Below are 15357 nucleotides of genomic sequence, written 5' to 3'. Positions count from 1 at the left end.
GTGCTGAAAATGTCCAAGAAAGTAGCATTGATTACTGGGGTGACTGGTCAGGATGGTTCATATCTGGCTGAATTTCTATTAGAGAAGGGTTATGAAGTGCATGGTATTAAGCGCCGTGCATCTCAGTTTAATACACAACGTGTAGACCACATTTATAAAGATCCCCATGAGGAAAATGTTGATTTTAAACTGCATTACGGCGACTTAACTGATTCATCAAATCTAACGAGAATTATAGCCGAAGTTCAACCCGATGAAGTTTACAATCTTGGTGCTCAATCTCATGTCGCTGTTAGTTTTGATTCTCCAGAATATACTGCGGATGTTGATGCGATCGGCACTTTGCGCTTATTGGAAGCTATTCGTTTCTTGGGGCTGACCAAAAAAACTCGATTTTATCAGGCATCGACATCCGAACTATACGGCCTAGTGCAAGAAATTCCGCAGCGAGAGACAACGCCTTTTTATCCGCGCAGCCCTTATGCCGTTGCTAAAATGTATGCGTATTGGATCACGGTGAATTATCGTGAGGCATACGGTATGTATGCTTGTAATGGTATTTTGTTTAATCATGAGTCCCCCCGTCGTGGTGAAACATTTGTTACTAGAAAAATAACTCGAGGTTTGGCAAATATTGCTCAAGGTCTCGAAAAGTGCCTGTATATGGGGAATATGGACTCATTACGCGATTGGGGACATGCAAGAGACTATGTCAAGATGCAATGGATGATGTTGCAACAAGAGCAACCAGAGGATTTTGTGATTGCAACTGGAGTGCAATATAGTGTCCGTGAATTTATAAAAATCGCTGCTGCCGAGTTAGGTATTGAATTAAGCTTCATTGGGAGTGGTGTCGATGAGAAAGCCGTTGTTTCGGCTATTTCTGGAGATAAAGCACCGGCATTAAAGGTTGGTGATATTATCGTATGTGTTGATCCGCGTTATTTCAGACCGGCAGAAGTAGAGACACTGCTTGGTGATCCATCTAATGCAAAAAATAAGCTGGGTTGGGAGCCGGAAACGACGCTTGCAGAAATGGTACAAGAGATGGTTGCATATGATTTGCAGCAAGCTCGTCAGCATGCCTTGCTGAAATCACATGGTTTTGATGTTAATGTTAGTGTGGAGTGATTATGATTCCAGTATATCAACCAAGATTGTCTGGTAATGAAAAAAAATACGTTAATGAATGCCTTGATTCAACGTGGATCTCTTCAAAAGGTGAATTTATTAACAGATTTGAATCTGCATTTTCAAAGTATATTGGTGCAGAATATTGTACAACGGTTAGTAATGGTACCGTGGCACTGCATTTGGCGATGGCTGCTTTAGGTATTGGTCCTGGTGATGAGGTCATTGTTCCTTCATTCACATATATTGCTTCAGTAAATACCATCATTCAGACCGGTGCCAAAGTTGTCTATGTAGACTCGTTACCAGATACATGGAACATCGATGTCAATGACGTGATAACAAAAATCACAGCAAAGACTAAGGCTGTCATGGCTGTGCATCTTTATGGTTTACCATGTGACATGGATGCATTAGTAGATGTTTGTAAAAAACATAACTTGTTTTTGATAGAAGACTGTGCGGAAGCTTTTGGCACTCTTTATAAAAATAAGCATGTTGGTACATTTGGTGACGTGGCGACATTCAGTTTCTTTGGCAATAAGACAATAACAACCGGTGAAGGTGGTATGGTTGTTTCAAAGGATAAAATTGTCCATGAATTGGCATGTCATTTGAAGAGCCAGGGGGTCTCGAAGCTTAAAGAGTATTGGCATGACGCGTTGGCATTTAACTATCGCATGACCAATATATGTGCTGCGATTGGTTTGGCACAATTAGAACAAGCAGATGAGATCATTGCCAAAAAGAGAGAGATTGCCTGCTGTTACCAGCGTCGATTGAACCATTTACCGATTACGTTCCACAAAGAGATTGAGAATGCCAGACATTCATACTGGATGTGCTCGATCCTTGTAGAAAATGCACAAGATAGAGATTTGCTCAGAAATGTTCTAAAAAATAATGGTGTCGAGACAAGGCCATTGTTTCCTTTATCTAACACAATGCCACATGTATTTACAGAACAGAAGTTTCCTGTTGCTGAAGATATCAGTTCAAGAGGCATGAATTTACCAAGTTACCCTGAGTTATCTGAAAGTGATATTGATTTTATCTGCAAAGTAATCGTTGATTTTTACTTAAATAAATAGTGTTCAGATAGGTAACCCTTCATATTTTATGAATGAAGGGTTATTTTAAATAAATGGAAACCTTATGAGCTTTTATTACATTCGAGGTATCTGGGATGCTAGATATTTTTGGCAGCATCTCGCTTTATCGGATCTACGCTCTCGTTGGCGGCGTTCTTTTTTCGGTGTTTTGTGGTCGTTTATTCAACCTTTAGGTATGACGTTATTAATATCGATAGTTTTTAGTAAGATGTTTAATACAGACATAGTGACATATGCACCCTATATTTTGTCGGGGATCATAGTCTGGGATTTTGTCGTAGCCAATACCATTGGTGGTTCACTTGCGTTTGTGCAAGCCGATGCCTACATTAAACAATGTAAGCATCCACTAGCAATATACACATTACGTACTGTATTTAGCAGCATCATAGTGCTTGCCCTCGCCAGTTTGTCACTATTTGCTTGGTCAATTGTTGTCTTGCCACAAAATATAAATATAACTTGGCTAGCCACCTTAACTGTTTTCCCAATATTGGCACTTATTGCTTGGCCATTATCAACGTTGCTAGCTTATATCGGTGTTAGATTCAGAGATGTGCCGCATGCTATGGGATTAGTCATGCAAGCAATATGGTTTATCTCTCCGGTATATTTCGAGGAACGTATGTTCCGTTCTGGCGGGTTGGATTGGTTAGTCGATTACAATCCTGTGTATCATGTATTGCAAATTATAAGAGCACCACTACTAAAAGGTGAGTGGCCCAGTCTGGAAAACTATACATTTAGTCTAATAACTGCTGCTCTCCTATTTTTACTTGCGTGGCTTATTGGTCGAAATGTAGAGAAAAAAGTGATCTTCTACCTATGAAAAAAAATAGAATTAAACTTGAGAATGTTAACCTTCATTATGCATCGGTAGCTTATAAAGAGCGATCGCTAAAGTCCCTTTTGTCTGGAGCTTTAAAAAAAGGAAAAGCTGAACACTCAATCTCTGATATTCATGCATTAAAGAATATTACTTTGGAAATAAATAATGGAGAGCGGGTTGGACTCTTGGGGCACAATGGCGCCGGAAAAAGCACATTTCTTAAAACAGTGGCTGGTCTTTATCCTATATCTAGTGGTAAATTAATTGTTGAAGGGCAAGTGCGTTCTCTTTTTGATTTGAGTCTAGGTTTTGAACCAGATGCAACAGGCCGAGAAAATATTCTCTATCGCGGTCTTCTGCTTGGTCTCTCTCCTACCTTTATGAAAGAGAAAGAAAATGAGATCGTTGAGTTCGCAGGTCTGGGAGAGTTTATTGATTATCCAATTAAAACTTACTCTGCAGGGATGCAAGTCAGACTAGCATTTGCCATATCCACGGCTGTTGGTGGCGATATATTACTGCTCGATGAGGTGATTGGTGCCGGTGATGCCCAGTTTATGGCAAAGGCTAAAAACAGAATAATGAGCCTGATTGAGAATGCTGAAATACTGGTTTTAGCATCACATGATTTCAGTGCCTTGAAAAATATTTGCTCAAGAGGGATTGTGTTCCATCATGGTGAATACATTTTTGATGGCCCCATTGATGATGCTATCATAGCTTATAAACGAGTCAATAATCTGGATTTAACATGAAAAATCGAGTTTTGTGGCTGCTTAACCATTCAACATTAAGAAGCTTTGAAATACCTCAACTAATAGAGTCTGGTATTGAAGAGATATATCTTCCAAAAAAGTTTCCATATGATGAAGGAAATTTATCGGCAAGTATAACATTCGATTTTGACGATGAATTGACTATTCCTAGACATGAGCTTGATGTTTTAAATGAACAGAATTGGTATGAGTCACCAAGTAAAGATGCTTGGGATATTGTAAATAAGTATTTTGATTATGCGATAATTGGTTTCTTCCCAAAGCAGATTAAGTCAACTATCAAAAATTTTAATGGTGCCGTCATTCTTCGTGTATTCGGCTTGTCTAAGGGATACAATTATTCTTCTTTATTAAGAAGTGAATGTGGAGATAATGTAGTTTCAACAATTAAATCGATGGGGAAGAGATTCTGGTTTGGTTGTGGCTATGAGCATATTTCTGATGTAGAAATGCCATTTTTAGCAAAACGGTCATGTTATTTACCTGTTGGTTTAAAAGGAAAATACCAACCTGAAAATTGGAGTGGAAAGAGAAAGACGATACTTTTTGTCTGTCCAAGAATTGGAACATCTCCATATTTTAAAAATATTTATGACTCCTTTGTTCGTGACTTTAAAGAGTTTGATTACATCATTGGTGGCGCGCAACCAATAGCTGTTAATGATAAAAAAGTGCTCGGCTTTGTATCTAAAGAAGAGCACTCAGATAACATGCAAGAATGTAGCGTGATGTTTTATCATTCCACTGAACCAAATCACATACATTATCATCCATTTGAAGCAATACAAGCTGGTATGCCACTGGTATATATGGCCGGGGGAATGTTGGATTTAATGGGGGGAGTCAATTTACCTGGCAGATGTGAAACAATTGCAGAGGCTAAGGCTAAGATTGGCAAAATCTTAAATGGTGATGAAAAGTTAATCAGAGATATTAGAAAAACACAGCATGTTCTTCTTGAACAAATGATGCCTGAGCATTGTGCTTCAATATGGAAAAGCAACTTTAGTCTTGTCATCGATGGATTGAAAGAGCATCGCTTGCAGCAGAAAGCTCGGCCTGCATATGTCACCAGGAAGAAGCGAATTGCAGTAATTGTTCCAATTGAGTATCGTGGTGGTAGTCTGCGAGGCGCTAAGCTTTTAGCTGATGCCATATTGCTTGGCAGTCAGCAGGCTAATGAAGATTGTGAAGTCGTTTTTGCCCATCCAGCTATTGACGAGTTAGATCGTGCTAATGAGCTGCAGGATTTAAATCCGACAATTCAAAGGAGAGGCTTCTATTGGCAAAATCTTTCCAAAGATGATGCTGCTCGTGCTATGCAATATGCAGGTCATGATGGCTGGTGTACTACAGCTGAATCATATATGGTTCCCAATGATGGCATCAGTAATTTCTATGATTGTGATATGTGGGTTTTCGTTTCCGACAGGCTAGCCAAAATACTTCTCCCTGTAAGACCAATAGTACTGATGGTATATGATTATTTGCAGCGCTATGTTTCAATTTTGCAAGGTGGTGCTGACCATCTCTACTTAAAAGCTGCAACACAAGCTGAGCGAGTTTTGGTGACTACTGACTTCACTTGCCGCGATGCGCAACAATATGCTGGTATTGAGCCAGACAGAATTGCTAGGTTACCTATGTTGGCGCCGGATTTTTCATTTGAAAAGGATCAGCATAAAGATTTATGCGATTATTTCATTTGGACTACCAACCTAAGTCCCCATAAGAATCATCTCAATGCTGTGAAAGCATTGGATATCTATTATAACCAGCTAGCGGGCTCTCTCAAATGCTTTATTACTGGCGTCAACACTCAGAATATAATGGAAAGTAAGCTGTCACATTTGAGCGAGTTTGTGAGGGTTGTTGAGAATAGTAAGCCGCTAAAGCGTAAGATAAAGTTGTGTGGTGAGTTATCCGATATAGAATATAGAAAGGCACTAAAGCTAGCATCATTTATATGGCATCCTGCGTGCATAGATAATGGCACTTTCTCGGTTATCGAGGCCGCCTACCTTAAGGTTCCTGCGCTATCCTCTGATTATCCGGCAATGCGGGAAATAGATAGCCAGTTCTCGCTGAATTTGACATGGTCTGCTGCAGAGTCACCACAAGAAATGGCTCAACAACTTAAATATATGGAAGAGCAGGCTGTGTATCTTCGAGAAAAGTTGCCTAGCAAAGATGTATTAGAAAAACAGCAAGTACACCATCTGGCTAAGCATTATTGGGGGGTAATACGCGAATGTCTGTGAGAAAATTTGGAATTTATCTTTGCTATGCCCCATCTGTTGATTTAAGAAAGGAAGGGCTTGGCCGCTACTTAGCAGCCTTTCTTAAAGGTGCTGCAGCACGCAATGATGTAAAGTTCACCTTAGTCTGTCCCAGTTGGTCTAAGCAAGATCTCTATGATCTGTTTGATAGCGAAAATGTGCCACATGACAGCTTTTCAATTCGTGCGCCAGAGAAAAGACCGCTTTTATTGGATTTTTACCATTGGTATCTTAATCGTAAAACGAAAAGAAAAAAAAGAAAAACACTCAAATCATTTTTTCTGGAGTTGATTGGTAGACTGAAGGAAAACACTTTTCATTATGTGGAGAAGCGTTTACTGAATACGTACACGACATCGGACCTGATCCTGCTGGGGATTGAGGGTGGCCTGTTGTTGCTGTTGACCTTAATGATATTCCCATTATTTTTTATCGTGTTTTTTCCTTTGTTATTGGCGTTCTTTTTTGTTCATAAATTGAAGTCAGTCGTGCTTGGTAGGTCTTCCAAGTACATAGGTCGTTTCATGAAAATGGTTCACTCGCCTAAAGATGACGGATTGGTGTTGCGTCTCTACCGCAATATGGAGTTGATGGAGGGGAAGCGTATAAACGCATTAATCGATAGTATGCATGATATATCTGCATGGTATTGTCCTACAGCTTATTGGCCTGAGTTTAACAAAATTGATGCCCCTCGATTAATGTGTGTGCCAGATGTTGTTTTACGAGATTTTCCTGTCGCCTTTTCTCAAATTGGTGGCGATAGGACTCTATCGACCTTTAAATTGCTAGAAGAGGCTATCAGAACAGGGGATCACTTTGTCACTTATAGTGAAGTGGTAAAATGGAATACACTAATCGATGGCTATCAAATATCAGTGGATAAGGTGTCAGTGGTACACCATGCCGCTAATAAAGTTGATAGCTTCATTAATATTGGTGGCCTACCAGATAATGAAGAAGCGACCTCTCATTATGCCAAATCGTTACTCATGTCTGCGATTCGTAAATCGAATGAGCAGGACTATGTTTCAATATTTAAAAATAAAAATGTAGATTTTATTTTTTATGCTAGCCAGATCAGGCCGAATAAAAATATAATAAGTTTATTCAAAGCATATGAGTATCTTTTGCGGAAAAGATTCGTTCAGCACAAGCTGGTCGTTACCGGCAATGTTAGTGTTATGCCAGAAGTAAAAGAATTTATTGTTAGCCACAACCTACAACACGAAATTTTGTTTTTGCATGGACTGACGATGCAAGAACTTGCTGCTTGTTATAAACTGGCGGGTTTGGCTGTTAATCCAAGTCTAAGTGAAGGGGGATGTCCATTTACATTTACTGAGGCATTATCAGTTAATACGCCAGTTGTTATGGCTCGCATTCCTGTTACAGAAGAAATTCTTACTGACCCTGAATTACAGGAAATGACATTTTTCGATCCGTATGATTGGCGAGATATGGCTAAGAAAATAGAATGGGCACTTCACAATCAGGATATCTTACTAAGAAAACAGTTGCAGATATATGATGAGTTATCAGTGCGCACATGGTCCGATGTTGTAAATGAGCATATCGATATACTCGAGCGTATTAGTGGCTTGGAGACATGATGTGATGGACTCTAAGAAGCTAGTCATTTTAGGTTGTGGTGGACATGCAAGAAGTGTGGCTGATGTAGCATTGTCGTTAGGGTTCTTAACGTTATGTTTTATTGATGATAATGCCAGACCTGGCGAAAGCATCTTTGGTTATCCAGTTCTTTCGTCATGGGAATTAATATCACCCGATGAGTGGTTTTTTTTTCCTGCAGTAGGTGATAACAAAAAAAGAAAGTTACAGCTAGAGGTGCTGGAGAAAATGGGGTGGCAAGTTGCCACCTTGATCTCTGCTACTGCTACTATTGGTGTTAACTCTATTATAGGTAAAGGAACGTTCATTGGTCATCATGGACACATAGGTCCTTCAGTTAAAATTGGTGAAGGATGTATTATCAACTCAGGTGCAATAATTGAACATGATGTCAGTGTTGATGAATTTACGCACGTATCGGTCAATAGTACAGTGGCAGGTTCTGTTAATATCGGGAAGTTATGTTTTATAGGTGCTGGTGCTACTATTATAAACAATGTTTCTGTTCGCGACGAGATTACAGTTGGTGCAGGGGCGTGTGTTGTAAATAATATAGAGCAGTCTGGAGTTTATGTAGGTGTGCCAGCAAAGAAATATAAATGATGTATGGGGGTGATATGCATCTTACTGATGATGATTTTTTTAAAACAATAAAAAGCACACCCTTAATATCGATTGATCTGGTGATTTCTGATAGTTCAGAACGGTACCTTCTCGGTCTAAGAAAAAATAGACCAGCAGCTGATCATTGGTTTGTCTTGGGCGGCAGGATAAAAAAGGGGGAATCTATATCAAATGCTTTTAAAAGAGTGGCTGAAAATGAACTTGGTGTGACGTTACAGTGTTCGGAAGCTAAGTTTATCGGAGTCTATGAGCATTTTTATAAAGATTCATTTTATGACGTTATGACTCCTACCCACTATGTTGTCTTAGCTTATTCGATAGAATTAGTTGGCGATGTAAATTCTTTTTCTGTTGCTCAACATTCAAAATATAAATGGTTTGATATAGTAGAACTTCTTGCATCACCAGATGTTCATCAATACACAAAGAATTATTTTTTAGATAAAGGTTTGGAAGTCAATGAGAATTCTTCATTTTTTTAAAACATATTACCCAGATGCTTACGGTGGTGTACAACAAGTCATATATCAGCTTGCTGAAGGTGCAGTAAAAAGAGGACATGAGGTTGATGTATTATGCTTAAGTGCTGAAAATGCAGGCAGACACTTTAATATTGCAAATCATAGTGTGCATGCCGCAAAGGAAGATTTCTATATAGCCTCGACGGGGTTTTCATGGTCCGCTATTGTCGAGTTCAGGCGGCTGGCAGAGAGCGCTGATATTATTCATTATCATTTTCCTTTGCCTTATATGGATATAGTGCATTTTTGGGTTAATCCTAAAAAGCCAACGGTGGTCAGTTACCACTCTGACATTGTCAAACAAAAGTATTTGCTACAACTTTATAAGCCATTGATGATGTCTTTTTTAAATAAAGTTGATGCTATTGTCGCTTCTTCACCCAACTACGTCAAGACTAGCCCTATTCTCTCTAGCCTAAAAAAAAATGTTGAGGTAATACCATTCGGTCTGGAAAAAGTATCTGCATGTCATGCAAATTTATCGCTGTTGAATAAATGGAACGATAAAATAAAAGGGCGGTTCTTTCTTTTTATCGGTTTTTTACGATATTATAAGGGGCTGTCATTTGTCCTTGATGCTATGCGTGAGCTTGATTATCCTTTGATAATAATTGGTGAAGGTCCATGTGAAAAGGATTTAAAGTCTCAGGCGGATAAATTAGGATTGAGAAATACGTTTTTTATTGGTCCTGTAAGTGATGATGAAAAAAACATTTTACTGGAGTTATGTTACGCCGTAGTATTCCCATCGCATTTGCGTTCCGAAGCGTTTGGTATGACGTTGTTAGAGGCGTCAATGTATGGCAAGCCGATGATTACTTGCGAGATTGGCACAGGCACTACATATATAAATCTACATGGTGAAACCGGATTGGCCATTGAGCCAGCAAACAGCGATGCTTTATCATCCGCGATGAAAAAGTTATGGGAGGATCAAGACGAAACTGAGCGTATGGGAAAAAATGCAAAGGTTAGATTTGAACAAAACTTTACAGCTGACATCATGATTGATAAATATATAACGCTATATGAAAAGGCTATCTCAAATTATTATTCATCTTGAAAGGCCTACTTCAAACTGTATGTCTATACCTAGGATTCTAGTCACTGGTGCCAACGGATTTGTAGGCAAGGCGGTCTGTGAACACTTGCTTAGGTGTGGGGCGAATGTGAAAGGTGCGGTGCGCAGTCGCCCGTTTGCTTCGTACCAAGTTCAGGCTCCCTCTTTGACTGCCGATGCAAACTGGACGGCCCTTTTGCAACAAGTGGATGTGGTTGTTCACTGTGCAGCCAGGGTGCATGTGATGGCAGATACCGCGACAGATCCCCTAGCGGCTTTTCGAGCGGTGAATACAGAGGGCTCCCTCGCTCTTGCCCGGCAGGCTGCTGAGGCAGGGGTAAAGCGCTTCATCTTTATCAGCTCTATCAAAGTGAATGGCGAGCGCACCGAGCCAGGCAAGCCATTTGATGAGAATGTGCAGAGTCCGCCAGAAGATCCCTATGGACGCTCGAAGTATGAGGCGGAGCAGGGGCTGATGGCGCTCGCGAAAGAGTGTGATATGGCTGTTACCATCATTCGTCCTCCTCTTATCTATGGGGAAGGAGTGAAGGCTAACTTCGCCAGCATGATGACATGGGTGCGCAAAGGGATCCCGCTCCCTTTTGCCCGTTTGAACAATGCGCGCAGTTTGTTGGCGTTGCCTAATCTGTGTGACTTCATTGCCCATGCGATGGTGCATCCTGCCGCAGTGAACCAGGTCTTTCTGGTTGCCGATCCGGTTGCGGTGTCGACGTCTCAGTTGTTGGCGGCAATTGCTGATGCTGAAGGGGTTTCCTGTCGGCTGTTTTATCTCCCTCCGGGAGTGATAAGAGGGCTGGGGCGCTGTTTGGGGATTGATGCCAAGCTACAACGGATTTATGGCTCTCTGGAAATGGATACCGGTAAGGTTCAGAGCCGATTACAATGGTCGGCACCCTATTCGCTCTCTCAGACCCTATCTCTGATGGCATCTTCTCATAGTGAGTCGTCTTGATGCTGGCATTTGTTTTGTTGTTGATGTTTTGTCTGTTTCTTTCAATCACCATGACCGGCCTGTTCAGGCGTTACGCCCAGACCCGCTTGCTTGACCAACCCAACCATCGCAGTTCGCATCAGGTGCCCACCCCGAGAGGCGGTGGCATGGCTATCGTGGCTACCTTTCTGTTGGCGACGCCTTTGTTTGTCGCCCTGATCCCACTGCCCTATGGCATATCCCAGAGCAGTATCGCACTGATATGGGTTGCTGCTCTTGGCATTGCACTGGTTGGTTTTATCGATGACCACATCTCTCTCAAGCCCCGAACCCGCCTGATTGTGCAGAGCATGGCGGCAGCCTTGGTGGTATCTGCTGTTGATGGGTTGCCAGAGCTGACTTTCTTTGGCTGGCAGCTGGATCTTGCCTGGCTCGGTTATCTACTGGCCTGGCTGGGGGTGATCTGGTTTATCAATCTATACAACTTTATGGATGGTATTGATGGCTTGGCGGCAGGAGAGGCCGTTGTCATCTGCTTGTTCATGGCGTTTTTTCATTATCTGGTGGGGGGGGAGTGGTCGTCTGCAGGTTTGGCGCTACTACTGGGGGCATCTGCCGCGGGCTTCTTGTGCTGGAATTTTCCGCCGGCCAAGATCTTTATGGGAGATGGTGGCAGTGGTTTTCTTGGCTTGATGCTGGCTTCCTTGATGCTGCTGGATGCCGCTTCTGCACCTCAATTCCTGTGGGCATGGCTAGTCATGCTAGGGGTATTTGTGGTTGATGCTACTTGGACATTGCTGAATCGCTATCGTCGGAAGTGTCGCCTGAGCGAGGCTCACCGGACCCATGCATTCCAGTATGCGGCGAGGCGTTGGCAGAGTCACCGAAACGTGACATTGACTGTGCTTCTTATAAATAGCCTCTGGCTTGCGCCGATCGCTGTCATGATTGTATTGGGCCAGCTCGATGGTGCTTTCGGTCTGGTCATTGCCTACTTGCCGTTAGCTTTTCTTGCGTATCACCTGAATGCAGGAGTGCCAGAATGAGAAATGAGCTTTTACCCGGTGGTAGCTGGCTACTGACCTGCCTGGGTTCCCTGTCACGAGCCAGCAAGCGTGCTGTATCTGTCACCGTTGATATGATCCTGATCACCATGACCTATTGGGGGGCGTACTGGATCCGGCTTGAACATAGCTGGCCAATCGATAGCCCCCATCACTGGGCACTGCTTGGCGCAGTTATCATCGTCAGCATCAGTGTGTTTGTGCGGCTGGGGCTGTATCGTGCAGTGTTGCGATATGTCAGCTTCCGGGTTTTATGGACAATCTTGTTGGGAGCATTTCTTTCAACTGCCTTCTTTGTTATCTCTGCGTTTTACTTTGATATCTTCCTGCCTAGAACGGTATCGGTTATCTATCTCTCCTTTCTGGTGCTGTTGGTCGGTGGTGTGCGGTTGTTTTTCCGGGCACTGCTCAATACGACCCGTCTGGCACGCATTCAGGTCTTGATCTATGGCGCAGGCTCTTCCGGTCGTCAGTTGCAGATGGCCTTGTTGCAAGGTAATGAGTTTTATCCCGTCGCCTTTATTGATGACGATCCCACCAAGCAGGGGTGTGTGATCCAGGGATGTACCGTTTATCACAGCGCTCAGTTGCCAACCCTGATTGCTCACCATGGGGTACAGAAGATCTTGCTGGCCATGCCGAGCAGCACCAGGGCTCGTCGCCAGGAAGTGATCAATGCACTTGAGCCCCTCTCTTGCGAAGTGCTTTCTATCCCGGGAATGGCCGATCTGGTCAATGGTTCGGCCCGCATTGATCAGCTCAATGAGGTCTCCATTGATGATCTGTTGGGCAGAGATCCGGTAGAGCCGGTGACCACATTGATGGAAGCCAATATCACAGGCAAAGCGGTCATGGTGACCGGTGCCGGTGGTTCCATTGGTTCTGAGCTGTGTCGCCAGATCTTGCGGTGCCGGCCATCCACCCTAGTACTGTTCGAACTATCTGAATACGCCCTCTATGTCTTGCACAAGAACCTGCGGGAGCAGTGTCAGCGTGAAGGAATCGAAACGGATCTGGTGCCGTTACTGGGGTCAGTGCAGCGTCAGCATCGTCTAAAGACGGTGATGCAGAGCTTCAAGATCCAGACCGTTTACCATACTGCGGCTTACAAACATGTTCCGCTGGTTGAGTTCAACATCATTGAAGGGGTGCGTAACAATGTATTTGGTACGCTTTATGCGGCACAAGCTGCCATTGAGGCAGGGGTGGAAACATTCGTGCTCATCTCCACCGATAAAGCCGTGCGGCCGACCAACACCATGGGGGCCAGCAAGCGCCTGGCGGAGTTGATATTGCAAGCTTTGACCCGTGAGAAGCACAACACCCGCTTTTGCATGGTGCGCTTTGGCAATGTCCTTGGATCTTCGGGTTCCGTGGTGCCGTTATTCAGACAGCAGATAGATAAAGGGGGGCCCATCACCCTGACTCACCCCGATATCATCCGTTACTTCATGACGATACCTGAGGCTGCCCAGCTGGTGATCCAGGCAGGCGCCATGGGGGAGGGGGGCGACGTTTTTGTGCTCGATATGGGTCAACCGGTAAGGATCATGGAGCTGGCCAAACGTATGATACGCCTGAGCGGTCTTACTCTGCGCGATGAGCAACGGCCCGATGGTGATATTGCCATTGAGGTAACCGGGTTGCGACCAGGTGAAAAGCTCTACGAAGAGTTACTGATTGGTGATGATGCCAGAGGAACCGAACATCCTAGGATCATGGTGGCACAAGAGAGCTGGTTGCCCTGGTCGCGACTACGCCCCTTGTTAGCCTCGTTGGATGATGCCTGTCACCGTTTTGATCAACAGCAAGTGCGCGACATCCTGATGCATGCACCGGCAGCCTTCGAACCAACAGATGGTATTTGTGATCTGGTGTGGCTGGCCAAACAGCAGCTACCAGCAAGTGATAATGTGGTCAAATTGCCCTCACATAGCATAGATTTCTTGCTTGCCAATCACTGAGTTTGTAAATGAGCGCCCATCATTGGGCGCTTTTTTTTGGCTCTGTCCCAGTTATGTGTTGAAAGGCTAACCTTGAAGTAGGTCATCACCTTGAGGGCCGCCATCATGGATACCCAAGCCTTTCAACATCTACTGTCCCTCTTCCCATTGCTCACTTTGCGTCAGCGTCGTCTCGCGCAACAGGAACTCACCACCCCTCACCCCATCACCTCGTTGGCCACTCAACTTCCCGCATGCCAATGCTGCCCTCACTGCCAGGCCGCGGCCACACTGTTGGCCCCCTGGGGCTGGTCTCGAGGGCTGCGCCGTTATCGCTGCAAGCAGTGTCTGCGCACCAGTTCAGTTCTCACCAACACGCCTCTCGCTCGACTTCGCAAGCCACAATGCTGGGAAGACTATGCACAGGCCCTTATCGACGGTCTGGCCGTCCGGCAGGCGGCGCTCCGCTGTGGGGTCGGTAAAAACACCGCCTTTTTATGGCGCCACCGCTTTCTGAAGGCCATGGCTAGCCACCAGGCAGTACGGGAAGAGGGTATCGTCGAGGTCGATGAGACCTTCTTCTTAGCGTCGTTCAAAGGACTGCGCGGATTGTCCCGCCCGGCCCGCCATCGTGGAGGTAAAGGCCGTACCCGAGGCACAGGACCGGATTACATCCCGGTGATGGTGGTGCAAGACCGGGCAGGCCACCTGGCTGATTTCCAGTTGGAACTGCTGAATGCCAGGGCGGTGAAGGCAGTGCTTCAGCCGTTTATCGCCCCGGATGCCGTCCTGTGCAGCGATGGTGCCGGGGTGTATGCGAGTTTCAGCGAGGGACTGGGGATAACACACCAAGTGGTGCGCAATCGAGCGGGAGAGCGGGTGGTGGGTGCATATCACATCCAACATGTGAACGGGTACCACAGGCGATTGAAGGAGTGGATGGAGCGGTTCCATGGGGTCGCGACCCACTATCTGAGGAATTATCTGGGTTGGAGGAGGATGTTGGAGCGCTATGGGCAGGAAGTGAATATCTCACGTTGCTTGCATGAGGCGCTGGGGCGCCCCATGCAACACGTAATTGGGACATAGCTTTTTTTTTGCTTGAATTGTCTGTGTTGCTTGTTTTTTAATCGATCGAGCCTGTCGTGGACTAGATTGGCTACTCATTTCGACGAACCGCAGGTAGAATTCCCCCTCCATCGATTTCGGAATAATCCTACATTTTTTGCGTAAGATAATGTTGCAAAATAAGCGGAGTTATGGCGAATGGTTGGAATGGCGGCTTGCTTTGTTGTCATGCTCGTCAGCAGTAAAGTATCGGAAATTGCATATCGATTTACTGATGCTTTCAATAATACGAGAGGCTGTATGCACACTGGGAGCTGTAACTCAGGGGCGGTAGCTATTAAATTTTTCAATAATTCGGTTGTTTAT

The 15357-nt window shown here is 44.2% G+C and carries 13 protein-coding genes; all 13 read left to right on the top strand.

Annotated elements, in window-relative coordinates:
- Positions 1-9 precede the first annotated feature (9 nt).
- The 13 genes from gmd (at position 10) to AHA_RS14610 (ending at position 15012) form a co-directional block, all read left to right on the top strand.
- Positions 10-1131 carry a GDP-mannose 4,6-dehydratase gene (gene gmd / locus AHA_RS14670; RefSeq protein ID WP_011706703.1) on the top strand — a complete coding sequence of 374 codons (1122 nt, stop codon included), beginning with the start codon at positions 10-12 and terminating at the stop codon, positions 1129-1131.
- A gap of 2 nt (positions 1132-1133) precedes the next feature.
- Positions 1134-2222 (top strand): DegT/DnrJ/EryC1/StrS family aminotransferase, encoded by a 1089-nt coding sequence (locus AHA_RS14665; RefSeq protein WP_011706702.1) that lies wholly within the window; start codon positions 1134-1136, stop codon positions 2220-2222.
- A gap of 64 nt (positions 2223-2286) precedes the next feature.
- Positions 2287-3072: an ABC transporter permease gene (locus AHA_RS14660; RefSeq protein WP_011706701.1), complete on the top strand. Its 786-nt coding sequence runs from the start codon at positions 2287-2289 to the stop codon at positions 3070-3072.
- Complete coding sequence (locus tag AHA_RS14655; protein WP_011706700.1) at positions 3069-3827, top strand: ABC transporter ATP-binding protein; 759 nt, start codon at positions 3069-3071, stop codon at positions 3825-3827. Before AHA_RS14660 ends, AHA_RS14655 begins: the two co-directional genes overlap by 4 nt.
- Positions 3824-6109 (top strand): glycosyltransferase family protein, encoded by a 2286-nt coding sequence (locus AHA_RS14650; protein WP_011706699.1) that lies wholly within the window; start codon positions 3824-3826, stop codon positions 6107-6109. The genes AHA_RS14655 and AHA_RS14650 overlap by 4 nt, the downstream gene beginning before the upstream one ends.
- Positions 6100-7740: a glycosyltransferase gene (locus AHA_RS14645; protein ID WP_011706698.1), complete on the top strand. Its 1641-nt coding sequence runs from the start codon at positions 6100-6102 to the stop codon at positions 7738-7740. Before AHA_RS14650 ends, AHA_RS14645 begins: the two co-directional genes overlap by 10 nt.
- A 4-nt stretch (positions 7741-7744) precedes the next feature.
- The gene (locus AHA_RS14640) at positions 7745-8362 is read left to right on the top strand and encodes an acetyltransferase (protein WP_011706697.1); all 618 of its coding nucleotides are present in this window, start codon (positions 7745-7747) and stop codon (positions 8360-8362) included.
- A gap of 14 nt (positions 8363-8376) precedes the next feature.
- The gene (locus AHA_RS14635; protein ID WP_011706696.1) at positions 8377-8865 is read left to right on the top strand and encodes a GDP-mannose mannosyl hydrolase; all 489 of its coding nucleotides are present in this window, start codon (positions 8377-8379) and stop codon (positions 8863-8865) included.
- Positions 8843-9967: a glycosyltransferase family 4 protein gene (locus AHA_RS14630; protein ID WP_011706695.1), complete on the top strand. Its 1125-nt coding sequence runs from the start codon at positions 8843-8845 to the stop codon at positions 9965-9967. Before AHA_RS14635 ends, AHA_RS14630 begins: the two co-directional genes overlap by 23 nt.
- 19 nt (positions 9968-9986) lie before the next feature.
- Positions 9987-10937, top strand: a complete 951-nt coding sequence (locus AHA_RS14625) for a UDP-glucose 4-epimerase family protein (RefSeq protein ID WP_164927804.1) — start codon at positions 9987-9989, stop codon at positions 10935-10937.
- The gene (locus AHA_RS14620; protein WP_011706693.1) at positions 10937-11962 is read left to right on the top strand and encodes an MraY family glycosyltransferase; all 1026 of its coding nucleotides are present in this window, start codon (positions 10937-10939) and stop codon (positions 11960-11962) included. The genes AHA_RS14625 and AHA_RS14620 overlap by 1 nt, the downstream gene beginning before the upstream one ends.
- Positions 11959-13944, top strand: coding sequence for a nucleoside-diphosphate sugar epimerase/dehydratase (locus AHA_RS14615; RefSeq protein ID WP_011706692.1), 1986 nt, complete (start codon positions 11959-11961; stop codon positions 13942-13944). Before AHA_RS14620 ends, AHA_RS14615 begins: the two co-directional genes overlap by 4 nt.
- A gap of 105 nt (positions 13945-14049) precedes the next feature.
- Complete coding sequence (locus tag AHA_RS14610) at positions 14050-15012, top strand: IS1595 family transposase (protein WP_077392287.1); 963 nt, start codon at positions 14050-14052, stop codon at positions 15010-15012.
- Positions 15013-15357 lie beyond the last annotated feature (345 nt).

Origin of the sequence: Aeromonas hydrophila subsp. hydrophila ATCC 7966 (assembly GCF_000014805.1) — a bacterium.
In the GTDB taxonomy this organism is placed as follows: Bacteria; Pseudomonadota; Gammaproteobacteria; order Enterobacterales; family Aeromonadaceae; genus Aeromonas; species Aeromonas hydrophila.
The sequence above is the reverse complement of the archived record's forward strand: the minus strand, read 5'-3'. Positions and strand labels throughout refer to the sequence as shown.